This is a genomic window from Microbacterium sp. Root322, assembly GCF_001425645.1.
GTDB classification, from domain to species: Bacteria; Actinomycetota; Actinomycetes; order Actinomycetales; family Microbacteriaceae; genus Microbacterium; species Microbacterium maritypicum.
Genome location: NZ_LMCS01000001.1, coordinates 446521 through 470195, shown reverse-complemented (window position 1 = coordinate 470195; position 23675 = coordinate 446521). Strand labels below are relative to the sequence as shown.

Sequence of the window (23675 nt, the reverse complement as noted above, 5' to 3'; positions counted from 1 at the left end):
CGACGACCGCTCTGGCCTCCGACTCCGACTACTGTCGCGCCTCCGAGTGCGCTCGTCCGAGGTTCACGAGCGATACGAAGACGAAGACGATCACGGTGACCGCGGTGGCCAGCCCCAGGGCGACCGCTGCGACCCAGACGAGTCCGACGTTGACGCCACCCGCTCCTGGCGGCTGGAGAGCGGAGTCCAGCTGGACGAGGAGCATCGCTCCGGTGAGGAGGATTCCGGCTGCTTGGGCGGCGATCAGGACCGTCGAGCCGCGACGAAGCTCTCGGAAGCGCCCCACGGTCAGCAGGCGCACGGTCGCGACGAGGGCCACGAGCAGCGACACGCATACGACGACGGTCTGGATCACGTCGGCCACCGTGACAGGGAGGAAGACACCGCGCGCCACACACGTCTGCGCGAACGGGAACAGCTCGAAGACCCAATCACGTCCGCCCTCGCCCGGTCCAGGACAGACCCCTGTGTAGCGGTCACGCCCTGCATTCGTGGACACCACGAAGACGCTCAGGATGAAGAGGCACCATGCCACCCACCCGATGACCGTGGGCCGCAACGACGACCGTCGGGTTCTCGGGACCGTTGGCGTCATGAGCGCCATCGTAACGGGACCCTCCTCGTGCTCTTTCGCTGCGTGCGCTAGAAAGTCCTTATGCACAACGGTGACGGTCTGCCGGCCGCGCATGCCACGCGCCCGCGGCGCCGACGCCGCGCCCTCATCCTGATCGGCGCCCTCGTGATCGTGGTGCTCGTGCTCGTCGCGATCGAGGTCACCCGCCGAACGCTGGCCGAACAGGAGGATGCGCGGACGGATCCGGCCTTCTATGCGCTTCCCACTCCCCTGCCCCGCGACGATCCGGGCGAGATCATCCGCATCGCACCGATCGAAAGCGCTCCCGTCGGCACCAGCGCGTGGCGTGTGATCTACCACTCGCGCGATCAGGCGGGCGCGGATATCCCGGTGTCCGGCGTCGTGATCGTCCCGAACGGGCCGGTTCCCGACGGCGGACGCACGATCGTGTCCTGGGGCCATCCCACCACGGGGGCGGCCACACGGTGCGCACCGTCGCTCGGGATGGACCCGTTCGAGTACATCGAGGGGATGCACGAGCTGCTCGCCGAGGGGTACGCCATCGCCGCCACCGACTATCCCGGCCTCGGGATCGAAGGCGCCTCGTCGTATCTGCTGGGCATTCCCGAATCCAACAGCGTGCTGGACATCGTGCGCGCAGCACGCCGCATCGACGGCGCAGGGGTGAGCGACAGGGTCGTGCTGTGGGGACATTCGCAGGGAGGCCAGGCGGTTCTGTTCGCGGCGGAGCGCGCGGCGGAGTACGCGCACGAGCTCACGATCGAGGGCGTCGCGGTGGCGGCGCCGGCGGCGAATCTGAACGCCTTGATGACCGACGACATCGTCAACCTCTCGGGCGTCACCATCGCCTCCTTCGCCATCCCGGCCTACGACGCCGCCTACGCAGAGCAGTACGGCTCCGAGGCGATCACCGACGTGCTCACGCCCGCCGGGCTGTCGGCGACCCCCGACATGGCCGCCCTGTGCCTGCTCACCCAGAACGCGCAGATCCACGCGATCGCCGACCCGCTCGTCGGTCGCTACGTGCGAAGCGACCCTGCGACGACAGAGCCCTGGCAGACGATGCTCCAGGAGAACAGTGCGGGGAACAGCCCTCTCAGGGTGCCGGTCTTCGTCGGTCAGGGAGAAGCAGACGAGCTCGTGCTCCCGAGCGCGACCGAGGGCTACGTGAAGCTGCTCTGCACGCAGAACACGGAGGTCACCTTCCACCGCTATCCGGATGTCACCCACGGCCTCGCCGCCTACGCCGCGCTGCCGGATCTGCTCCTGTGGCTCCCGACGCTCGGTGGAGGCCGCCCCGCTGCCGACGGCTGCGACTGAGCGCTACTCCGCCAGGACCGCGAGCTCTGCCAGAACCCGCGGGTGGGCGAGGATCCGGAAGTGTCCGCCCGTCTCGAGGCGGACGTTCTTGGCGCCGGCGAGCTCGCTCCCCTCCGGGATGTGCGGATCGAACTCCGCGTAGACCGAGACGATCCGCTCGTTCACGCTCAGCTGCCGTGCGAGACTCACGATCGACGGGGCTTCCGGAGAGAACTCCCGCAGAGTGCGTGACAGCATGCGGCGGGCGTAGCGAGATCCGCCGAACGGTGTCGCGACCGCGAGCATCGACCGCACCCGCTCTCCCGCCGGGCCGGTCATGACGAGTTTCCCTGCGAGGCCGCCCTTGCTGTGGGCGACGAGGATCACATCGGTGAGGTCATGCTCCTCGAGGAAGGCCGTCACATCGGCGGCCAGGTCGACCACCGGCTGCTGATTGCGGCGGAGCGCGTCGACGATGTGGACGGGGTGCCCGCGCCGATGCATCGCCACGACGAGCGGTTGCAGGAACCTCCAGGTCTCGTACACACCGGGGAGCACGACGATGTGGGCGGCGCGCCCGGATGCGAAGGAGGCCGGATCGGTGCGGTCGAACAGCGCACGCACCTGCCAGTACCCCGCGTAGACGTAGTCAGCGACCCACCACCCGGCGTTCCTCAGCACGCCGATGATGTGCTCCTCGGACGACGGCACGGCTCCATGAGTGAAAACTACCTGACGCATATGACAGAGGGGGCGGGACCGAAGTCCCGCCCCCTCTGGATGCTGTCCGTCAGACGCCTGCCTTGTAGATGGGGGCGGCACCGCGGATCGCATCGCCGACCTTGTGCACACGAAGGTCGTTCGTCGATCCGACGATTCCGGGAGGGGAACCGGAGATCACGACGACCTTGTCCCCTTCCTCGGCGAGACCGTTGCCGAGCAGGTACTCGTCGACCTGGTGATACATCAGGTCGGTGTGCTGCACCATGTCGACCAGGGTCGAGCGGATGCCCCACGTCAGCGCCATGCGGCGGCGGATACCAGGCTCCGGTGTGAAGGCGATCATCGGGATGCGCGAGCGCAGACGCGACAGGCGGCGTGCCGAGTCACCGGACTGCGTGAACACGCAGAGGAACTTCGCGTCGACGAACTCGGCGACCTCGAGAGCGGCGAGGGTGATCGCGCCACCCTGCGTGCGGGGCTTGGTCGTGAGGGGCGCGATGCGCTCCAGGCCGTGCTCCTCAGTCGACTCGATGATGCGAGCCATGGTCTCCACGACCACGACGGGGTAGTCGCCGACGCTCGTCTCACCGGAGAGCATGACGGCGTCTGCACCGTCGAGCACCGCATTCGCGACATCCGAGGTCTCGGCGCGCGTCGGAACGGGGCTGTTGATCATCGACTCGAGCATCTGCGTCGCGACGATGACCGGCTTGGCCATGCGACGTGCGATCTCGACCGCACGCTTCTGCACGATCGGCACGGCCTCGAGCGGAAGCTCGACGCCCAGGTCGCCACGGGCGACCATGATCGAGTCGAAGGCGTCGACGATCTCCTCGAGCGCGTCGACGGCCTGCGGCTTCTCGACCTTGGCGATGACGGGCACGCGGACGCCCTCTTCCGCCATGATCTCGTGCACACGGGTGACGTCGTCGGCGTTGCGGACGAACGACAGGGCGATCAGGTCGGCGCCGATGCGCAGACCCCAACGCAGGTCGTCCTCGTCCTTCTCGCTCAGCGCGGGGACGTTCACGGCGACGCCGGGCAGGTTGATGCCCTTGTTGTTCGAGACGGCACCGGCGACGATCACCTTGGTGGTGACCGTGACACCGTCGGTCTCGACGACCTCGACGCGCACCTTGCCGTCGTCGATGAGGAGGAAGTCACCGGGCTTGACGTCCTGCGGGAGACCCTTGAAGGTCGTACCGCAGATGTCCTTGTTGCCGATGATGTCTTCGGTGGTGATCTTGAAGATGTCGCCCTTGGCGAGCTCGTAAGGGCCGTTCTCGAACTTGCCGAGACGGATCTTCGGCCCCTGGAGGTCGACGAGGATGGCGACCGGACGACCGGCGTCCTCTGCGGCACGACGCACGTTGGCGTAGTTGTTCTCGTGCACGGAGTAGTCACCGTGGCTGAGGTTCAGTCGAGCGACATCCACCCCCGCATCGATCAGTGCGCGCACCGTCTCATAGGTGGAGGTGGCGGGGCCCAGGGTGGCGACGATTTTCGCGCGTCTCAAAGATTTCTCCAGGGTAGAAGTGGGGGAAGGTAAATCAGGCGACGGTGCCGGCCTCAGCCTACGCGGGCTGGAGACCGATCGCGACATCGCTCGGACGCACCGGCTCGGGCAGCACGGTGCTGCCCATGAGGAATCGGTCGACGTTCGCGGCCGCTGCACGGCCCTCGGCGATGGCCCATACGATGAGCGACTGTCCGCGGCCTGCGTCGCCGGCGACGAACACGCCGGGAACCGTCGACTCGTACGACGAGTCGCGCCCGAAGGCACCGCGCTCGGTCACCTGCGGAAGCGTGTCGTCGGTGTACCCGCCCTGCTCCGGTCCGGTGAACCCCATCGCGATCAGGATCAGATCCGCCGGGATCTCCCGCTCGGTGCCGCTCTTGGGCACACGGCGCCCGTCGATGTACTCCGTCTCGGCCACACGCAGCGCGCGGACCTCGCCGACCTCGTTCCCGAGGAACTCGACGGTCGATGCGAGGAAGACCCGCTCACCGCCTTCCTCGTGCGCGGAGGAGACCTCGAAGACGGTCGGCATCATCGGCCACGGCTGGTGGTCGGGACGCGTGTCGCCTGGCTGCTTGCCGATCGCGAGGTTGGTCACGCTGAGCGCGCCCTGACGGTGAGCGGTGCCGATGCAGTCCGCACCGGTGTCTCCGCCGCCGATCACGATGACGTGCTTGCCCTCGGCGCTGATCTGGTCGGTGACCTTGTCTCCGGCGACTGCGTGGTTCGACTCCACGAGGTACTCCATGGCGAAGTGCACGCCGTCGAGGTCGCGTCCGGGGATCGCGAGATCACGCGGCACGGTCGATCCGGTCGCGATGACGACGGCATCGTAGCGGGCGCGGAGGTCGGGCCAGGAGATGTCCTTGCCGATCTCGACACCCGCACGGAAGCGGGTGCCTTCCTCCTGCATCTGACGCAGGCGCGACTCGAGCTGCGTCTTCTCCATCTTGAAGTCCGGGATGCCGTAGCGCAGCAGACCGCCGATGCGATCGTCACGCTCGAAGACCGCGACGGTGTGCCCGGCCCGGGTCAGCTGCTGGGCGGCCGCGAGGCCCGCGGGCCCTGATCCGACCACGGCGACCGTCTTGCCGGTGAGGCGCTCGGGCGGCTCGGGCTCGACCCAGCCCTTCGCGAAGGCCTCGTCGATGATCGAGACCTCGATCTGCTTGATCGTCACCGCAGGCTGGTTGATGCCGAGCACGCACGAGCTCTCGCACGGTGCGGGGCACAGCCGGCCCGTGAACTCCGGGAAGTTGTTCGTCGCGTGCAGGCGCTCGATCGCCGCGCGACCCTCGCCGCGCCACGTCAGATCGTTCCACTCCGGAATCAGGTTGCCGAGCGGGCAGCCCTGGTGGCAGAACGGCACACCGCAGTCCATGCAGCGCCCGGCCTGACGGCGGAGGACCTGCGTGTCTCCGGGCTCGTAGACCTCTTTCCAGTCCATGATGCGCACGGGCACGGGACGACGTGCGGGAAGCTCCCGCTCGGTCACCTTCAGAAAGCCTTTGGGGTCAGCCACCGGTCACCTCCAGGATGCGGTTCCACACGATGTCGCCGTCGGGGTCGATCCCCTCGGCCAGCGCCTCCTCGCGCATGCTCCGCACCGCGGCGAAGTCGCGAGGCAGCACCTTGACGAACTCTGCCGCGGCCTCTTCGAAACTCTCGAGAAGCGCGGACGCCCGCGGAGACGCGGTGCGCTCGATGTGTGCGACGAGCAGGCTGCGCAGCACTTCGAGATCCGCGCGGTCCAGCGGCTCGAGCAGCAGCTCCCCGCTGCCCAGCGACTGGGCGTTGACCTTGCTCGTGTCGAGCGCGTGCACGTACGCCACTCCCCCGGACATGCCGGCGCCGAAGTTCCGACCGGTCGAACCGAGGATCACGGCCAGGCCACCGGTCATGTATTCGAGTGCATGGTCGCCCACGCCCTCGACGACGGCGGTCGCGCCGGAGTTGCGCACCAGGAACCGCTCGCCGACGACACCGGAGATGAACATCGTCCCCGAGGTAGCGCCGTAGCCGATCACGTTGCCGGCGATGACGTTCTCATGGGGTGCGATGGCGGAGCCGCGCGGCGGACGGATGGTGATGTCACCGCCCGACAGGCCCTTGCCGACGTAGTCGTTCGCATCACCTTCCAGCCGCAGCACGATCCCCGGCGGCAGGAACGCCCCGAGCGACTGTCCCGCGGTGCCGTGCAGGGTGACGTCGATCGTGCCCTGCGGCAGACCAGCGGCACCGTGCCGAGAGGTCACCTGGTGACCCAGCATCGTTCCGACCGCGCGTTCGGTGTTGGCGATGGGCAGCTCCACAACGACGGGTTCGCCGTTGAGCAGCGCCCCCTTCGCGATGTCGATCAGCTGCACGTCGAAGTGCTTCTCGAGCTCGTGATCCTGCGCGCGACCGCTGCGGCGAGGCTCGCCCGCCGGGAAGACGGGGCCTTCGAGCACGGGAGTGAGGTCGAGGCCCTCGGCCTTCCAATGCTCCACCGCGGCGTTGACCTCGATGAGCTCGGCGCGACCGATGATCTCGTCGAGCGAGCGGTAGCCGAGCTCGGCGAGGAGTTCGCGCACTTCCTCCGCGATGAACTCCATGAAGTTGACGACGAACTCGGGCTTGCCCGTGAAGCGCTCACGCAGAACCGGGTTCTGCGTGGCTACGCCGACCGGGCAGGTGTCGAGGTGGCACACGCGCATCATGATGCAGCCGCTGACCACGAGCGGAGCGGTGGCGAAGCCGAACTCCTCCGCGCCCAGGAGTGCTCCGATGATGACGTCGCGACCGGTCTTGAGCTGACCGTCGACCTGGACCACGACGCGGTCGCGCATCCCGTTGAGCATGAGGGTCTGCTGCGTCTCGGCGAGACCGAGCTCCCAGGGCGTGCCCGCGTGCTTGAGCGAGTTCAACGGGCTCGCGCCCGTCCCGCCGTCGTGGCCGGAGACCAGGATGACGTCGCTCAGCGCCTTGGCGACACCCGCCGACACCGCGCCGATTCCCGACTGGCTCACCAGTTTGGTGTGGATGCGTGCTTCGGGATTCGCCCGCTTCAGGTCGAAGATGAGCTGCTTGAGGTCTTCGATCGAGTAGATGTCATGGTGCGGCGGCGGCGAGATCAGTCCCACCCCGGCCGTCGCGTGGCGGGTGCGCGCGACCCAGGGGTAGACCTTGGTCGGCGGCAGCTGACCACCCTCACCGGGCTTGGCGCCCTGGGCGAGCTTGATCTGGATGTCGTCCGCCTCGGTCAGGTACAGGCTCGTGACGCCGAAGCGACCCGAGGCGACCTGCTTGATCGCGCTACGACGCTCGGGGTCGACGAGACGGTCCGGGTCCTCGCCGCCTTCACCGGTGTTCGACTTCGCGCCGATGCTGTTCATCGCGATCGCGAGCGTCTCGTGCGCTTCACGGGAGATCGAGCCGTAGCTCATCGCACCCGTGGAGAAGCGCTTCACGATGGCGGAGACCGGTTCGACCTCGTCCAGCGGCACGGGCTTGCGGGTGCCGGTGCGCAGGCTGAACAGTCCACGCAGCGTCTTGAGCTCGGCCGCCTGCTCGTCGACGAGCTTCGTGTACTCGCGGAAGATGTCGTAGCGCCGTGTGCGGGTCGAGTGCTGCAGCTTGAACACCGTCTCCGGGTTGAACAGGTGCGGAGAGCCGTCGCGGCGCCACTGGTACTCACCACCGGTCCACAGTCGCTCGTGCGCGCGGGCCGCGGCATCCTCCGGATAGGCGTAGTCGTGCCGCGCCTGGTTCTCGGCGAAGATCTCCTCGATGCCGATCCCGCCGAGCTTGGACTCGGTGCGGGTGAAGTACGCGTCGATGAACTCCTGGCTGAGACCGACAGCCTCGAACACCTGGGCGCCCGCGTAGGACGACACCGTGGAGATGCCCATCTTCGACATGATCTTGAGCACGCCCTTGCCCAGCGCGTAGATCAGGTTCTTGACCGCCTTCTCGGGCGTGATGCCGGTGATGTAGCCGGTGCGCACGAGGTGCTCGACGGTCTCCATCGCGAGGTACGGGTTGACGGCGGAGGCTCCGTAGCCGATCAGCGTCGCGACGTGGTGCACCTCGCGCACGTCTCCGGCTTCCACGATGAGCCCGACCTTCATGCGGTTCTCGCGGCGGATGAGGTGGTGGTGGATCGCCGAGACCATGAGCAGGGACGGGATCGGCGTCAGGTCCTTGTTCGAGTCGCGGTCCGACAGGATGATGAACTCGGCGCCGTTCTCGATCGCCTCGTCGACCTCGGCGCACATCTCGGTGAGACGGTCCTGCAGAGTCTGGGGACCCGCGTCGAAGTGGTAGAGGCCACGGATGGTCGCGCTCGACCGACCCGGCATCGCCTTGTCGATGTGGCGGATCTTCGCGAGCTCGTCGTTGTCGATCACCGGGAAGTCGAGCGAGACGGTGCGGGTGTGCTCCGGTCCCCAGGAGAGCAGGTTGCTCTCCGGACCGAGGCCCAGCTTGAGGCTCGTGACGACCTCTTCACGGATCGAGTCGAGCGGCGGGTTCGTCACCTGCGCGAACTGCTGCGTGAAGTAGTCGAACAGCAGGCGAGGACGCTTGCTGAGCACCGCGATCGGCGTGTCCGACCCCATGGCGCCGAGCGGCTCGACACCGGTCTGCCCCATGGGCGTGAGGAGGATGCGGACTTCTTCCTCGGTGTATCCGAAGGTGCGCTGTCGACGGGTGATCGATGCCGGCGGGTGCACGATGTGCTCGCGTTCGGGCAGCTCGGCGAGCCGGACGGCGCCGGCATCCAGCCATTCCTGCCACGGGTGCATGGTGGCGAGGTCGTGCTTGATCTCGCTGTCCTCGATGATGCGACGCTGCGAGGTGTCGACGAGGAACATCTTGCCCGGCTGCAGGCGACCGCGACGCTTGATGCGTTCAGGCTCGAACTGGAGCACACCGGTCTCGGAGCCGATCACGACCAGACCGTCGGTCGTCTCCGTCCAGCGTCCAGGACGCAGGCCGTTGCGATCGAGGGTCGCGCCGACGAGCGTGCCATCGGTGAAGATGAGCGCTGCCGGACCGTCCCACGGCTCCATCTGGTTGGAGTGGTACTCGTAGAACGAGCGCAGCTCCGGCGTGATGTCGGCCTGCTTCTCGTACGCCTCCGGCACCATCATCATGATGGCGTGCGGGAGGCTGCGTCCGGTGAGGGTGAGCAGTTCGAGCACCTCGTCGAACGAGGCGGAGTCACTGGCGCCGTCGGTGCAGATCGGCAGCAGCGGCGTGATGTCGCCGAGGAGCTCGGACTCGAGCTGCGACTGGCGGGCGCGCATCCAGTTGCGGTTGCCGCCGACCGTGTTGATCTCGCCGTTGTGGGCGAGCATGCGCAGCGGCTGGGCGAGCGGCCACGACGGGAACGTGTTGGTGGAGTAGCGCGAGTGCACGACCGCGAGCTCGGAGGCGAAGCGCTCATCCTGCAGGTCGGGATAGAACGGCTCGAGCTGCAGCGTCGTGACCATGCCCTTGTACCCGAGTGTGCGGGCCGAGAGCGAGACGAAGTAGGCGCCGAGTTCATGCCCGGCGCGCTTGCGCAGACGGTAGGCGACCCGGTCGAGGGCGATGCCCGTGAGGGGGGCATCGGTATGCGTCGCCCCTCCGGCGCTCACGAAGAGCTGTTCGAAAGCGGGACGCGCCTCGTCGGCGAGCTTGCCGAGGTTCTCGTTGGCGGTGGGGACGTCGCGCCAGCCGAGGACGCGGAGTCCCTCGGAACGGGCGATCTTCTCGATCCCGGCCTTCTGCTGGCGGCGCTCGCTCGAATCGCGAGGCAGGAACGCCAGTCCTGCGGCGTACTCCCCCACGGGCGGCAGTTCGAAGCCGACGACGTCGCGGAGGAATGCATCGGGCATCTGCGTCAGGATGCCGGCGCCGTCCCCGGTGCCCGCATCCGAGCCGATGGCTCCGCGGTGCTCCAGGTTGCGCAGGGCCTCGAGGGCCAACGCGATGATGTCGTGCCCGGCTTCGCCGCGCAGTGTCGCGACCATGGCGAGGCCGCAGGCGTCTTTCTCGAACGCCGGGTTGTACATGCCCTGCTTCGGGGGGTATGCGCCGGAGGCGCCGTAAGGGGGCTGGAAGTACACCAGTTACCGTCCTCAGATCTTCGAGTGAAACCCGGGGACGACGTCGGCCCGCTCGTTCAGTGCAATGGTTCTCCCGCCACGAGGCGGCGTTATCGAGAGCCGTCCTCGCTCGTGGGAGCAGTGCTTGTGGCGGTGGCTCCTGCGGTGACTTCTTCGGTCGGAGGCTCGCTCACGTCTACGAAGTCAGAGGGATTGTTCTGCGATTGTACATCAGCGCCCGCGTCCTTCCGTTCGCGGCCCGGCTGGTACGGCGAGGGCTCGAGGCCGGGGTGACGACGCGTCTGCACGATGAGGATCGCGAGGCCGACGAGGACGCCGATGATCGCCGCGAGCACGTTGCTGCGCAGACCGAGGATGATCTCGCTCGGATCGATGCGGATCGACTCCCAGACGATGCGGCCCGCGCTGTACCAGATCAGGTAGATCGCGAACAGACGGCCCCACTGGAAGAAGAGCTTGCGCCCGAGCCAGAGCAGCACGATGACGCCCAACCCGTTCCAGAGGACTTCGTAGAGGAAGGTCGGGTGGAACAGCGTGCCCTCGGGGAGGCCCGGAGGGAAGGCCGAGTTCGTGGAAGGGATCTCCAGACCCCACGGCAGATCGGTGGGCAGCCCGAAGAGCTCGTTGTTGAACCAGTTGCCGAAGCGGCCCATGGCCTGAGCCAGCAGCAGTCCGGGGGCCAGCGCGTCCGCGAACGTCCAGAAGCGGATGCCCGTCCAGCGACACCCGAGGTACGCGCCGATGGCTCCGCCGATGAGGGCGCCGAAGATCGCGATTCCGCCCTCCCAGATCGCCCACACCGAGCCCGGCTGGAAGGGGTTCCAGGTGTTGATCCCCTCGCCGAAGTAGTCGTTCGGGTGCGTCAGCACGTGGAAGATGCGCGCTCCGATGATCGCCAGCGGCACCGCGAGGATCGAGATGTCGATGACCACCCACGGCTCCGCACCGCGCTTGGTGAGGCGGTGGTTGGTCAGGAACGTGGCGGCGATGATGCCGGCGATGATGCACAGCGCGTAGAAGTGGATCCGGATCGGCCCGAGGTCGAAATAGGAGACCGTGGGGCTCGGGATGCTGGCGAGCACGTTCGTGAAGGTGCTGTGGAGCGCGAGTGACATGAGTGCGATTCTAGTTCTCGTGATCGGGGCGTGCCGACGCGGTGCCGGTGGCCAGGTTGCGGGTGACTTCGGCGAGAGCGGGTACGCCGCCGTCGCGCAGGGCTCGGACCAGGGCCGTGCCGACGATCGCGCCGTCGGCGTACTCCGACACCCCGGCGATCTGCTCGGCGGTCGAGATGCCGATGCCCACGCAGGCGCGGTGCGCTCCGTGCGCACGCAGACGTCCGACCAGGGTCCGGGCAGCGCGGTCGAGTTCGGCGCGCTCCCCCGTGATGCCCATCGTCGAGACGGTGTAGACGAAGCCGGTGGACGACTTCACGACGAGGTCGAGACGCTCGTCGGAGGAGGTCGGGGCCGCCAGGAACACCCGGTCCAGGCCCGTCCGCTCACTCGCGGCGATCCACTCCCCTGCCGCGTCGGGCGTGATGTCGGGAGTGATGAGGCCGGCGCCGCCCGCCGCGAGCAAGTCGTCCGCATAGCGATCGATGCCGTACTGCATCACCGGGTTCCAGTACGTCATCACCAGGACGGGGACGTCGGTGGCCGCGGTGATCGCGCGGATCGCGGTGAAGAGGTCGGCCATCCGGAAGCCCGCGGCCAGTGCTTTGGTCGTCGCCTCCTGAATGATCGCGCCGTCCATCACAGGGTCGCTGTAGGGCGGGCCGAGCTCGATGATGTCGACGCCGTTCTCGGCGAGGGCGATGGCCGCCTGGATGCTCGTCTCGAGGTCGGGGAAGCCGACGGGGAGGTATCCGACGAAGGCGCTGCGGCCGGCGTCCTGGGCGCGCTGGATCGCCTGTTCGACACGGCTCATAGCTGCGGCTCCCCCTTCGCGGCCAGTTCTTCCTCTTCGCTCTCCGCGGAGACGTCGTGTGCCAGAGCAGCCTCGTCGTAGAGCTGGAAGTAGCGGGCGGCGGTGTCCATGTCCTTGTCGCCTCGGCCCGACAGGCAGATCGCGATCAGTCCATCGGGGCCGAGATCGCGCCCGATGCGCAGAGCGCCGGCGAGGGCGTGGGCCGACTCGATGGCCGGGATGATCCCCTCGGTGCGGCTGAGCAGGCGCAGTGCCTGCATCGCCTCATCATCGGTGGCCGGGATGTACTCGGCCCGACCGATGTCGGCGAGCCAGGAGTGCTCCGGACCGACGCCCGGGTAATCGAGCCCGGCGGAGATCGAGTGCGACTCGACCGTCTGGCCGTCCGCATCCTGGAGGACGTACGTCTTCGCGCCGTGCAGCACGCCGGGGCGCCCGCGCTCGATCGACGCCGCGTGCTTGTCGGTGTCGACGCCGTCGCCGGCGGCCTCGACGCCGTAGAGCTTGACGCCCTCGTCGTCGAGGAACGCGTCGAACATGCCGATCGCGTTGGATCCACCGCCGACGCAGGCCACGACCGCGTCGGGAAGCCGACCCACCTCGTCGAGCAGCTGGGCGCGGGCCTCTTCGCCGATGATCTTCTGGAAGTCGCGGACCATCGCGGGGAACGGGTGCGGTCCCGCCGCGGTGCCGAAGATGTAGTTGGTGGTCTCCACCGACGCCACCCAGTCGCGATAGGCGTCGTTGATCGCGTCCTTGAGAGTGCGCGAACCTGAGGTCACCGGAACGACCTCAGCGCCCAGGAGGCGCATGCGCGCCACGTTGAGCGCCTGACGCTCGGTGTCGACCTCGCCCATGTAGATGGTGCAGTCCAGGCCGAACAGCGCGGCTGCGGTCGCGGTCGCGACGCCGTGCTGACCGGCACCGGTCTCGGCGATCACACGGGTCTTGCCCAGGCGCTTGGTCAGCAGCGCCTGACCGAGCACGTTGTTGATCTTGTGCGAGCCCGTGTGGTTCAGATCCTCACGCTTGAGGAAGACGCGCGCACCACCGGCGTGCTCGGCGAACCGCGGCACCTCGGTGATCGCGGACGGGCGGCCGGCGTACGAGCTGAGCAGATGCGCCAGCTCGGACCGGAACTCCGGATCGTCGATCGCCTCCTCGTACGCCGCGGTCAGCTCATCGATCGCGGCGATGAGCGACTCGGGCATGAAACGCCCGCCGAACTCACCGAAGAAGGGGCCGTGCTGGTCGCGCAGGCTCATCATGCCTCCAGGAAACTCTTGAGAGTGGCGACGGGGTCGCCGGTCACGAGCGCCTCGCCGATCAAGACGACGTCAGCACCCGCGGAACGGTAGTGCACGACATCGGCGGGCGTGAGCACCGCCGACTCGGCGATCTTCACCGCCGTGTCGGGGATGCGCTCGACCAGGCGTCCGAACAGGTCGCGGTCGAGTTCGAGGGTCTTGAGGTCGCGCGCGTTCACCCCGATGAGCGGTGCACCCAGGTCGATCGCGGCTTCGAGCTCCTCGGCGGAATGCGTCTCGACGAGGGGGGTCATGCCCAACTCGCCGATGAAACCGTAGAGGTCGCGCAGAACGTCGGGTTCGAGCCCCGCGACGATCAGCAGGACGAGGTCGGCACCCGCCGCACGTGCCTCGAGCACCTGGTAGCGGGTGGCGATGAAGTCCTTGCGCAGCACCGGAAGCGACACCCGGGCCGTCACGGCCTCGAGGTCTGCGAGGCTGCCGCCGAAGCGGCGCTCCTCCGTGAGCACGCTGATCGCCGATGCCCCGCCGGTCTCGTAGAGAGAGGCCTGGAGAGCCGGATCGGGGATCTCTGCGAGAGCTCCCCTGGACGGGCTCGCCCGCTTGACCTCGGCGATGATCTTGACACGATCCGCCGGTGCCAGGAACGACAGTGCGTCCTTGGCTGCGGGGCGCGCGAGCGCTTCTCGTTCGAGGGCGGCCAGCGGGCGCGACAGGGCGCGACGCTCAGCGTCTGCGACAGCGCCGGCCGTCAGGTCGGCGAGCACCATTAGTGTGCCTTCGGAGCGTACTTCGGACCCTTCACGCCGTAGCCGGCCTTCGCGAGCACCCAGCCGACGATCGCGCCGATCGGGATGAGCGCGACCGAGGCGACGACGAGGGCAGGCTGCTCGAAGCAGAAGGCGACGGTGCCGGCGGCGACGCCGACCAGCATGATCACGACGGCGGTCCAGGCTGCAGGCGAGTGTCCGTGGCCGGGGTCGGCGATCGGGTTGGTCATGTTCTCCTCCGGGGGACGACGTGCAGTTCGGAATCAGTCTATCGGGGTCAACGGGTCGGATCTGTTCCCCGGGACAGCTCGTCCCAGGAATCCACGGCGTCGACGGGGCCATCGTGCGCGACCTCGACGTGGTCGGTGCGGTAACGCCGGCCTCCGACCTTCCACCCACGCCAGGTCATCAGGACCACGACGGAGGAGAGAAGCAGGAGGGCCCAGCCCACCAGAGCGATGAAAGGCCAGGCCGAGGGCACGATGCTCACCACGACTTCACGGACCGCGTCACCACCGGCGAGGCCGGTCACCTCGGTGACCGTGGCGGCGACGGCGTCGAAGGGCTCGGCGAGCAGCAGCTGGAGTGTCGACCAGCCCAGGAACAGAGCCGTCGCCCCCGCGAGCACGCCGAACACCAGACGGACGACCTTGCCGGAGATCGACAGCGCGGCGCCGAGCGCCAACACCGCCAGGCTGAGCGGAGCGAGCAGCACCAGGGCGGACGCGCCGGGGACCAGGATCGCCTCGCCCGCGTCGGCGCGTTCGACCGTCAGCCATGTCTGGGTCGACGAGATGATGCCGATCGCACCGGCGAGGAGGAAACCGGAGACGGACAGGGAGCGGCCCCGCTGCGCGAAGGTCATGACTGCTCCGTCCCGGTGAGGGCCTGGAGATCGTTGGCGTCGAAACAGGTGCGGGTTCCGGTGTGACAGGCGGGACCGGTCTGCGCCACGAGGAGCAGGATCGCATCCCCGTCGCAGTCCAGACGGGCCTCACGCACGACCTGGATGTGACCGGACGTGTCACCCTTGCGCCAGTACTCCTGACGCGAGCGCGACCAGTACGTGGCTCGCCCGGACGTGAGCGTGCGGCGGAGGGCCTCCACATCGACCCACGCGAGCATGAGCACCTCGTGCGTGTCCCACTGCTGCACGATCACGGGCGCGAGTCCGTCGGCGTTGAAGGCGACCTGGGCGATGCGCTCGTCCACGGAAGTCGCCTGCATGTCTGCGTCGGTCATCGTACGAGCACCCCTTCGGCGCGAAGAGCGTCCTTGACGTCTCCGACGGTGAGCGCACCGGTGTGGAAGACGCTCGCCGCGAGGACGGCATCCGCACCGGCCTTGATCGCCGGAGCGAAGTCGGCAGCCCGCCCGGCGCCTCCCGAAGCGATGACCGGCACGGAGGCGGCCTCCCGCATCAGGCGGACGAGTTCCAGGTCGAAGCCGTCACGCGTGCCGTCGGCATCGATCGAGTTCACGAGCAGTTCGCCGGCACCGCGTTCCGCGGCCTCGCGCGCCCAGTCGAGGGCATCGAGGGTGGTCTGGGTACGGCCCCCGTGCGTGGTCACCACGAAGCCCGAACGCGTGGTGGGGGCCCGCTTCACGTCGAGGGACAGCACGAGTACCTGCGCACCGAACCGATCGGCGATCTCGCCGATGAGTTCCGGACGCGCGATCGCAGCCGAGTTGACCCCGATCTTGTCGGCGCCGACGGAGAGCAGACGTGCCACGTCGTCGACGCTGCGCACTCCCCCGCCGACGGTCAGCGGTACGAACACCTGTTCCGCCGTGCGCTGGACGACGTCGTAGGTCGTCGCCCGCGCATCCACGGTCGCGGTGACGTCGAGGAAGGTGATCTCATCCGCACCCTGCGCGGCATAGTGCCGGGCGAGTTCGACGGGATCGCCCATGTCGCGGAGATTCTCGAAGTTGACGCCCTTGACGACACGGCCGTCGGCCACGTCGAGACACGGGATGACACGGCTGGCGAGCGTCATCACAGCCTCGCGTTGTGGATCGCGGTGACCAGGATGGCCCGCGCCCCGAGCGCGTAGAGCGCGTCCATCACGGGGTTGACGCGCGAGCGCGCGACCATCACCCGCACCGCCACCCACTCGGGGTCGCGCAGCGGTGAGACGGTCGGAGACTCGACGCCGCCGGCGATCTTCACGGCGTCGTCCAGGAGAGCGACGGGCAGGTCGTAGTCGATCATCACGAAGCGACGAGCGACCATCACACCGCGAAGGCGGCGAAGGAGCGTCTCCGCGCCCTCGGCATCGACGGGACCGGCGATGAGCACGGCCTCCGACTCCAGGATGACGGGACCGAACACCTCGAGCCCGGCCTGACGCAGCGTCGTTCCGGTCTCGACGACATCGGCCACCGCGTCGGCGACGCCGAGGCGGACCGCGGATTCCACGGCGCCGTCGAGCGGCACCAGATCGACCGCGATGTCGCGCTCGTCGAGGAACGCGTCGACCAGTCCCGGATACGACGTGGCGATGCGCAGGCCGTCGAGCTCGGTCACATCCGTGTAGCGCCCCGTCGGAGCGGCGAAGCGGAAGGTGGAGCCGGCGAAGCCGAGCGCTTCGATCTCCCGAGCGCCGGGCATACGCGCGTCGAGCAGGAGATCACGACCGGTGATGCCCACATCGATCGCGCCGGAGCCGACGTAGGTCGCGATGTCCTTGGGCCGGAGGAAGAAGAACTCGACGTCGTTCTCGGCGTCGATGACGTGCAGGGTCTTGGGGTCGCGTCGACCGGCGTAGCCCGCCTCGGCGAGCATGTCGGCGGCGGTCTCGGAGAGCGAGCCCTTGTTGGGAACAGCGATGCGCAGCATGGAGTGCTTTCAGTTCGAGGTGATCGGAACGGAGCGCATCACAGATGTCGGTAGACGTCCTGCAGGCTGATGCCCTTGGCGAGCATCATCACCTGGACGTGATAGAGCAGCTGCGAGATCTCCTCGGCGGCGGCTTCGTCGGACTCGTACTCGGAAGCCATCCACACCTCGGCGGCTTCTTCCACGATCTTCTTGCCGATCGTGTGCACACCGCCGTCGAGCTCGGCGACCGTTCCCGATCCCTCAGGGCGGGTCTCGGCCTTGACGCTGAGCTCGGCGAACAGCTCGTCGAAAGTCTTCACGCTTCCAGGCTAGCGGCTCTGGCGAGGTCTCTCAGCCGGGTGACGGCCGCCTCGACATCATCGGCGCCGTACACGGCCGAACCCGCCACGAAGGTGTCGGCACCCGCGGCGGCCGCGATCTCGATGGTGCGATCGGAGATGCCCCCGTCGACCTGGAGCCAGATCTGGGATCCTCTCCGACGCGCCTCCTCGGCGAGAGCGCGAAGTTTCGGCATCGTCTCCGGCATGAAGCTCTGTCCACCGAAACCGGGTTCGACGGTCATCACGAGGATCTGATCGAACTCGTCGAGCACGTCGTAGAGGGATTCCACGGGCGTCGCGGGCTTCACCGCGACTCCGGCCCGAGAGCCGATCTCGCGGAGCCGGCGCGCCAGCGCGACGGGGTCGTCCGCGGCCTCGAGATGGAAGGTGACGCTCGCCGCGCCGATCTCCGCGTACTCGGGAGCCCATCGCTCGGGATCCGTGATCATGAGGTGCACATCGAGCGGGATCGGGCTGGTCGCCTGGATGCGCTCGACCATCTGCGGACCGAACGTCAGGTTGGGGACGAAGTGATTGTCCATCACGTCGACATGCGCGAAGTCAGCGGTCACGATCCGGGCGAGATCCGCCTGCATGTTCACGAAGTCGGCGGCGAGGATGCTCGGGTTGATGCGCGGGGCGCGAGGCAGTTCCACGGTCCTAGTCTTCCTTCCCTGATGGAGTGTTCTCCGTTGCGGTGCGCTGCAGGAGCGCGAGGAACATGGCATCCGTCCCGTGGCGGTGCGGCCAGAGCTGAGCACTACCCGAACCCGTCCGGCCTTCGTCGGCCAGATCGATCGGCGAGCGAGCGACGTCGGCGATCGCCGCACGGGCGTCGAGCTCGACGATGTCCGCGCGGTCGCGCAGCACCTCCTTCACGACCCCCGTGGTCTCGGCGAGGTGTGGCGAGCACGTGACGTAGGCGACGATCCCGCCGGGGGCGAGAGCGTCAAGGGCCGCCGAGAGCAGCTCCACCTGGAGCGGTACCAGTTCGGCGACATCGGCCGGAGACTTCCGCCACCGCGCCTCAGGGCGACGGCGCAGTGCGCCCAGGCCCGTGCAGGGAGCATCGACGAGGATACGGTCGAACTCCCCCGGCCGAGCCGACGCGAGTGCACGCCCGTCCTGCTCGTGCACGACGATCTCGCCGGGTACGGCTCTGAGCGCCTTGCGCACCAGTCGCGCCCGGACCGGGACGATCTCGTTCGCTTCCAGAGTGACCTCGTGCTCGTGCGCCACTGCGGCCAGGAGAGCGGTCTTGCCGCCGGGGCCGGCGCACAGATCGAGCCAGCGCTCGCCGGCGGTGATCGGAGCGGCGCCGGCCAGGGCGAGCGCCACGAGCTGGGATCCCTCGTCCTGCACGCGCACCGTGCCACCGGAACCCTCGACCGCACGACGCGGATCGCCCCCGGGAGACACGAAGGCCGTCGATGCGTAGGGAAGGCGGGGTTCCCCCGGCTCGGCCAGCCCCGGAAGGGCGACGAGTGTCACATCCGGCGAGGCGTTGTCGGCCTCGAGGAGCGCCTCCAGCTCCTCGCCACGGCCCTCCGCCGCGAGAGCACGGCGCAGAGCGCGGATCACCCACACCGGGTGCGCGGCGCGCAGCGCCAGCCGCTCATCGTCGGACCGCGCGTGCTGCTCGATGCGCGTCTGCCATTCTTCGCCCGATTCACGGGTGATCCTGCGGAGAACCGCGTTCGCGAAACTCGACGCCCCTCGTCCGGACTCCGTGGCCACGAGGTTCACGGACTCGTTGACGGCCGCGTGCGAGGCGACGCGCGTGGCGAGCAGCTGATGCACCGCAAGGCGCAGCGCATCGAGGACGGCGGGGTCGATGCTGTCCGGCGAGCGATCCGCCGCGGCGGCGATGATCGCGTCATAGGTGCCGAGGCGCCTCAGCGTGCCGTAGGTCAGCTCGGTGGCGAGAGCCGCATCCTGAGGCGTGAGTCGCGCCTCAGCGATCGACGTGGGGAGCACGAGGTTCGCGTAGGCGTCGGTCTCCGAAACCGCGCGCAGCACGTCGTAGGCCACTCGTCGGGCGGGCTGCACGGTACGGACGGGGCCGCGCTGACCACCACGGCGCCCGTCTGTCACACCTCGCGCGCCACGCGGTCGCCCGTTCGATGGCGTGGATCGGCGGTTCCGCCCTTCGTCGCTCATGCTCCGGCCACCAGTTCGTCGCCGCCGCGCAGACCACGCCACCAGTCGACCGCGTTCATCGCGCCCTTGCCGGCGGGCTGGACCCGCGTGACGGCGAGTGGTGTGGTGCCCGTGCCGATGTGGAGGACGGTCTTGGTGCCCCGGAGACGCCCGGGAGCGAGCGATTCCGCATCCGGCGCCGGAGCCGCTTCGAGCACCTTGAGAGGCTGACCCGCGACGGTCGTGTGTGCTCCCGGCTCGGGGGTCACGCCGCGGAAGCGGGCGAACACGGCGTCGAGCGGCTGATTCCAGTCGAGCAGTCCGTCGGCGAGGGTGAGCTTGGCGGCGAAGGTCGGCTCGCCCTCCTGGGGAACCGCCAGCGCCGTGCCGTCCGCGATCGAGGAGACCACGTCTGCGGTGAGTCCGGCACCTTCCGACGCGAGCGCTTCGAGGGCCTCCCCTGCCGTCGCGGTCTCGGGAACAGCGACCGCGTGCGTCGCGAACACATCGCCGGCATCCAGCTCAGCGACCAGCTGGAAGACGCTCGCTCCGAGCACCGCGTCTCCGGCGATCAGAGCGCGCTGTACCGGTGCCGCTCCGCGCCAGGCGGGCAGCAGCGAGAAGTGCAGGTTGATCCATCCTGCTCTCGGCGCCGAGAGCAGGGGTTCGCGCACCAGGCCGCCGTAGGCCACGATCACGCCGAGGTCCACCTCGAGCGCCGTGATCTCGGCTGTCACGGCATCGTCGAGCCGGGCGGCCTTGATGATCGGGAGCCCCAGTTCCTCGGCCGCCTGAGCCACCGGCGACGCGGTCAGCACGCGACGACGCCCGAGAGGCGCATCCGGTCGAGTGACGACGGCAGCGATGTCGTGGGATGCCGCGAGACGGCGAAGGGTGGGCACAGCCGCAGCGGGTGTGCCGGCGAAGACGAGGCGCATGAAGGTTCTCCGGAAGGGTCAGAGCTCTGGTTCGAGGATATCGAGGCGGACGGAGAGCGTGCTCTTGGTCGCACGCCCCTTTCGGCGACGCCCGCTGACGGCTTCCGCCACGACCGCGGCGCGCAGGGCGGTCGCGACGCGCGCCCCCGCGCCGTAGTCGAATCGCACCAGAGCGCGGACCCGCGGCGGGATGTCGTCGGACTCGACGGGGACAGGGCCGAGCACCGCATCGGCAGGCAGGGCGAGGTCGTTCAGCGCGGCCAGTGCGCCGGCGACCGCAGACGCCGAGCCCTGCACCAGGGCCACTCGCGTCGTCGGCGGCATGTGCAGCGGAGCGCGGCTCTCGAGCTCGACCCTGGCGTGGCCCGCCTGGTTCCAGGTCGCCAGCGCCCTGGCTGCGGCACCGTTGACGCCGACCAGGTGGATCGGAGCGCCCGGCGCCGCCAGTGCTGCCGCGTTCGACCACCAGCGCAGGCACGACTCGGCGACGCGCAGATCGGGGGCTTGGAGCATGCGCGGGCCGTCCAGGAGCACGACAGCGCGATAACCGCCGTCGGCGATGGGCTCGGCACCGCGGGTGGCGACCACCAGCGCAGGTGCCGCCGAGACGCGCTCCACCGGGTGCGCGCTGTCGGCGACGATCACCCGAACGCCGGGAAACGCGCGACCCAGTTCATCGGCGGTGCGTTCGCTGCCCGAAGAGGCGAGGCGCAGCTTCGTCGAGGAGCACGAAGGGCACGACCAGGTGCTGGCGGCCCGGCCGCACCAGGCGCACACCGGCACGGCACCACGGTGCTTCGCGCCGAGCGGCCCCCCGCAGTGCGCACAGCGCGCCGGAGCCCGACACTCCGCGCACACGAGAGAGGGCGAGAAGCCGGGCCGGGAGACCTGCACGAGCACCGGGCCCTCGGCTGAAGCGGTGCGTGCGGCGAGGAAGGCGGAGGACGGCATGCGCTGGGCGGTCGGCTGCTCCATCTCCTGCGGTGTGCTGAGGACGACGCGAGGAAGTACACGGCGCGCCGCTCTGACATCCTGCAGCCAGCCGAGGACGACCAGGCGTTCGACATCGGTCGTCCGCGTGTGGCCGGCGAACAGCAGGGCCGACCCTTCCAGCTCCTGACGCAGGAGGGCGGCGTCTCGTGCGTTGACGTACGGGGCCAGCGGTTCCCCCAGAAGCGGATCGCCGTCGTCCCAGATCGCGACCAGTCCCGCCACGACGGGAGAGTAGACGGCCGATCGGTTTCCCACCACGATGCAGGGGGCGTCCTCGAGGGTGCGGAGGAAGCCGCGATAGCGATCGGGGTTGCTCTGCCGGGAATCGTGACGCACCACAGCACCGGCGGGGACGAGGGACTCGAGAGCTGCGAGGAGCCGGTCCAGGTCACGGCTGTCGGGCACGACGATGATCGATGACCTGCCGGCGGCGAGCATGCGAGCGGCCGACGCGGCCAGCAGGCGGGCCCATCCCTGCATGCCGTCGACGAGTTGGGGAATCGCCTCCACAGCCGCGCGCCCGCCCGAGTCGAGCACCTCGCCGAGGCCGTCGTACAGGCCGACGGTCTCCTCTGCGACGAGGAGCGCCTCCGCATCGGGTGTCTCGGCCGGCGTGTCTGCGGTCCAGGCCTTCTCCACGCGCACCTGACGCTTGGGGATCACCAGGCGCAACACGTCGGACGCCGAACCCGCTGCCCGATCCGCGACGCGACGCGCGAGGGTGTGCAGACGCTCGGGGAGCACCGGCACCGTGGACACCACGCTCTCGACCTCGGACAGCGCCCGGTCGGCGTCGTCCTCGGTGTCGATGTCGACCACGTAGCCGTCGATCACGCGCCCCGCGGTACGCAGCGGCACCTGGACACGAACACCCAGCGGAACCTCACCCCACTGCGCAGGAAGGGCGTAGTCGAAGAGCCGATCGAGCTGAGGCAGAGGGGAATCGAGGAGCACGCGCGCGATGCGCCGGCTCTCCGGAGGCATCAGGACCGCGGTCCCATCAGAGCCCGGCAGCGCGGCGCAGCTCTTCGGCGCGGTCGGTGCGCTCCCAGGTGAAGTCGGGGAGCTCGCGGCCGAAGTGCCCGTAGGCGGCCGTCTGGGCGTAGATCGGGCGCAACAGGTCGAGCTGCTCGATGATCGCCTGCGGACGAAGATCGAACACCTCGTTGATCGCGCGCGTGATGACCTCGTCCGACACCTTGCCCGTGCCGAAGGACTCGACGTACAGACCCACAGGGCGCGCGACGCCGATCGCATAGGCGACCTGCACCTCGAGGCGGTCGGCGAGACCTGCGGCGACGGCGTTCTTCGCCACCCATCGCGTGGCGTAGGCACCCGAGCGGTCGACCTTGGACGGGTCCTTGCCGCTGAAGGCGCCGCCACCGTGGCGGGAGGCCCCGCCGTACGTGTCGATGATGATCTTGCGGCCGGTGAGACCGGCATCGCCCTTGGGGCCGCCGGTGACGAAGGGACCCGCGGGATTGATGTAGAAGGTGACGTCGTCGAGGTCGAGCCCGGTGGTCGCGAGCACCGGGTCGATCACGTGCTCACGGACCTGTGCCTTGAGCTCTTCCTGCGAGATGTCGGGGTGGTGCTGGGTCGAGACCACGACCGCATCGACGGTCTTCGGTGTGAAGCCGTCGTAGCCGAGCGTGACCTGGGTCTTGCCGTCGGGTCGCAGGAAAGGCAGCGCTCCGCTGCGGCGCACCTCGGTGAGACGCTCGGCGAGGCGGTGGGCGGTCCAGGCGGCCATCGGCATGAGCTGCGGTGTCTCGTTCGTCGCGAAGCCGAACATGATGCCCTGGTCACCGGCGCCGAGAGCGTCGAGCGGATCGACCGATGACCCGTCACGGTGCTCCTGGGCACTGTCGACGCCGTGGGCGATGTCGGTCGACTGCTCGCCGACCGAGACGCTGACGCCGCACGAAGAACCGTCGAACCCGGTGTCGCTGGAGGTGTACCCGATGCCGTTCACGACCTGGCGCACGATCGTGGGGATGTCGACGTAGGCCTCGGTGCGGATCTCACCGGCCACATGCACGAGGCCCGTGGTGACGAGCGTCTCCACGGCGACACGGGAACCCTTGTCCTTCGCGATGAGGCCGTCGAGGATGCTGTCGGAGATCTGATCGCAGATCTTGTCCGGGTGCCCTTCGGTGACGGACTCGGACGTGAACAGACGCAGGGCGCTCATCGGTACTCCAGAACGGGACGGACGGATGGAGGGTATTGCACCCATTCTGGA

The 23675-nt window shown here is 68.7% G+C and carries 21 protein-coding genes; 1 reads left to right on the top strand and 20 read right to left on the bottom strand.

Features of this window, described 5'->3' with window-relative positions; translation table 11 throughout:
- Positions 1-28: 28 nt before the first annotated feature.
- Positions 29-595 (bottom strand): hypothetical protein, encoded by a 567-nt coding sequence (locus ASC55_RS02250; RefSeq protein ID WP_157559399.1) that lies wholly within the window; start codon positions 593-595, stop codon positions 29-31.
- Positions 596-655: 60 nt separating this feature from the next.
- Between ASC55_RS02250 and ASC55_RS02245 the strand changes: the two genes are divergently transcribed.
- A complete protein-coding gene (locus ASC55_RS02245; protein ID WP_055872507.1) occupies positions 656-1915 on the top strand; it encodes an alpha/beta fold hydrolase in 1260 nt (419 codons plus the stop codon).
- 3 nt (positions 1916-1918) lie between these two features.
- Here the strand turns inward: ASC55_RS02245 and ASC55_RS02240 are convergent, their stop codons facing one another.
- The 19 genes from ASC55_RS02240 to metK form a co-directional block, all read right to left on the bottom strand.
- On the bottom strand, positions 1919-2605 hold the full coding sequence (locus ASC55_RS02240; RefSeq protein ID WP_200935130.1) for an esterase/lipase family protein: 687 nt from the start codon (positions 2603-2605) through the stop codon (positions 1919-1921).
- A 79-nt stretch (positions 2606-2684) separates the two neighbouring features.
- Entirely contained in the window at positions 2685-4133 is a 1449-nt protein-coding gene (pyk, locus tag ASC55_RS02235) for a pyruvate kinase (protein ID WP_055868164.1), read from the bottom strand.
- 58 nt (positions 4134-4191) lie between these two features.
- Positions 4192-5658 carry a glutamate synthase subunit beta gene (locus tag ASC55_RS02230; RefSeq protein WP_017830584.1) on the bottom strand — a complete coding sequence of 489 codons (1467 nt, stop codon included), beginning with the start codon at positions 5656-5658 and terminating at the stop codon, positions 4192-4194.
- On the bottom strand, positions 5651-10174 hold the full coding sequence (gene gltB / locus ASC55_RS02225; protein WP_157535620.1) for a glutamate synthase large subunit: 4524 nt from the start codon (positions 10172-10174) through the stop codon (positions 5651-5653). Before gltB ends, ASC55_RS02230 begins: the two co-directional genes overlap by 8 nt.
- A 143-nt stretch (positions 10175-10317) precedes the next feature.
- On the bottom strand, positions 10318-11343 hold the full coding sequence (gene lgt / locus ASC55_RS02220) for a prolipoprotein diacylglyceryl transferase (RefSeq protein WP_055868158.1): 1026 nt from the start codon (positions 11341-11343) through the stop codon (positions 10318-10320).
- Between the two features lie 10 nt (positions 11344-11353).
- Complete coding sequence (trpA, locus tag ASC55_RS02215; protein WP_055872505.1) at positions 11354-12157, bottom strand: tryptophan synthase subunit alpha; 804 nt, start codon at positions 12155-12157, stop codon at positions 11354-11356.
- Entirely contained in the window at positions 12154-13422 is a 1269-nt protein-coding gene (gene trpB / locus ASC55_RS02210; RefSeq protein WP_055872504.1) for a tryptophan synthase subunit beta, read from the bottom strand. Before trpB ends, trpA begins: the two co-directional genes overlap by 4 nt.
- On the bottom strand, positions 13422-14192 hold the full coding sequence (gene trpC, locus ASC55_RS02205) for an indole-3-glycerol phosphate synthase TrpC (RefSeq protein ID WP_174799579.1): 771 nt from the start codon (positions 14190-14192) through the stop codon (positions 13422-13424). The genes trpB and trpC overlap by 1 nt, the downstream gene beginning before the upstream one ends.
- 2 nt (positions 14193-14194) lie before the next feature.
- Positions 14195-14425, bottom strand: coding sequence for an HGxxPAAW family protein (locus ASC55_RS02200; protein ID WP_017830578.1), 231 nt, complete (start codon positions 14423-14425; stop codon positions 14195-14197).
- Between the two features lie 47 nt (positions 14426-14472).
- Positions 14473-15060, bottom strand: a complete 588-nt coding sequence (locus tag ASC55_RS02195; protein WP_055872503.1) for a Trp biosynthesis-associated membrane protein — start codon at positions 15058-15060, stop codon at positions 14473-14475.
- Positions 15057-15437 (bottom strand): phosphoribosyl-AMP cyclohydrolase, encoded by a 381-nt coding sequence (gene hisI, locus ASC55_RS02190; protein ID WP_200935129.1) that lies wholly within the window; start codon positions 15435-15437, stop codon positions 15057-15059. Before hisI ends, ASC55_RS02195 begins: the two co-directional genes overlap by 4 nt.
- Positions 15434-16195 (bottom strand): imidazole glycerol phosphate synthase subunit HisF, encoded by a 762-nt coding sequence (gene hisF, locus ASC55_RS02185; RefSeq protein ID WP_055868143.1) that lies wholly within the window; start codon positions 16193-16195, stop codon positions 15434-15436. Before hisF ends, hisI begins: the two co-directional genes overlap by 4 nt.
- Positions 16195-17037 (bottom strand): ATP phosphoribosyltransferase, encoded by an 843-nt coding sequence (hisG, locus tag ASC55_RS02180; protein ID WP_055872502.1) that lies wholly within the window; start codon positions 17035-17037, stop codon positions 16195-16197. Before hisG ends, hisF begins: the two co-directional genes overlap by 1 nt.
- A gap of 38 nt (positions 17038-17075) precedes the next feature.
- Complete coding sequence (locus tag ASC55_RS02175; RefSeq protein WP_017830573.1) at positions 17076-17339, bottom strand: phosphoribosyl-ATP diphosphatase; 264 nt, start codon at positions 17337-17339, stop codon at positions 17076-17078.
- Entirely contained in the window at positions 17336-18016 is a 681-nt protein-coding gene (gene rpe / locus ASC55_RS02170) for a ribulose-phosphate 3-epimerase (protein ID WP_055872501.1), read from the bottom strand. Before rpe ends, ASC55_RS02175 begins: the two co-directional genes overlap by 4 nt.
- Before the next feature lie 4 nt (positions 18017-18020).
- Complete coding sequence (locus ASC55_RS02165) at positions 18021-19520, bottom strand: transcription antitermination factor NusB (protein WP_235563071.1); 1500 nt, start codon at positions 19518-19520, stop codon at positions 18021-18023.
- Positions 19517-20437 (bottom strand): methionyl-tRNA formyltransferase, encoded by a 921-nt coding sequence (gene fmt, locus ASC55_RS02160; protein WP_055872500.1) that lies wholly within the window; start codon positions 20435-20437, stop codon positions 19517-19519. The genes ASC55_RS02165 and fmt overlap by 4 nt, the downstream gene beginning before the upstream one ends.
- A gap of 18 nt (positions 20438-20455) precedes the next feature.
- On the bottom strand, positions 20456-22414 hold the full coding sequence (locus ASC55_RS02155; protein ID WP_055872499.1) for a hypothetical protein: 1959 nt from the start codon (positions 22412-22414) through the stop codon (positions 20456-20458).
- 16 nt (positions 22415-22430) lie between these two features.
- Positions 22431-23624: a methionine adenosyltransferase gene (gene metK / locus ASC55_RS02150; RefSeq protein WP_055872498.1), complete on the bottom strand. Its 1194-nt coding sequence runs from the start codon at positions 23622-23624 to the stop codon at positions 22431-22433.
- Positions 23625-23675: the final 51 nt, after the last annotated feature.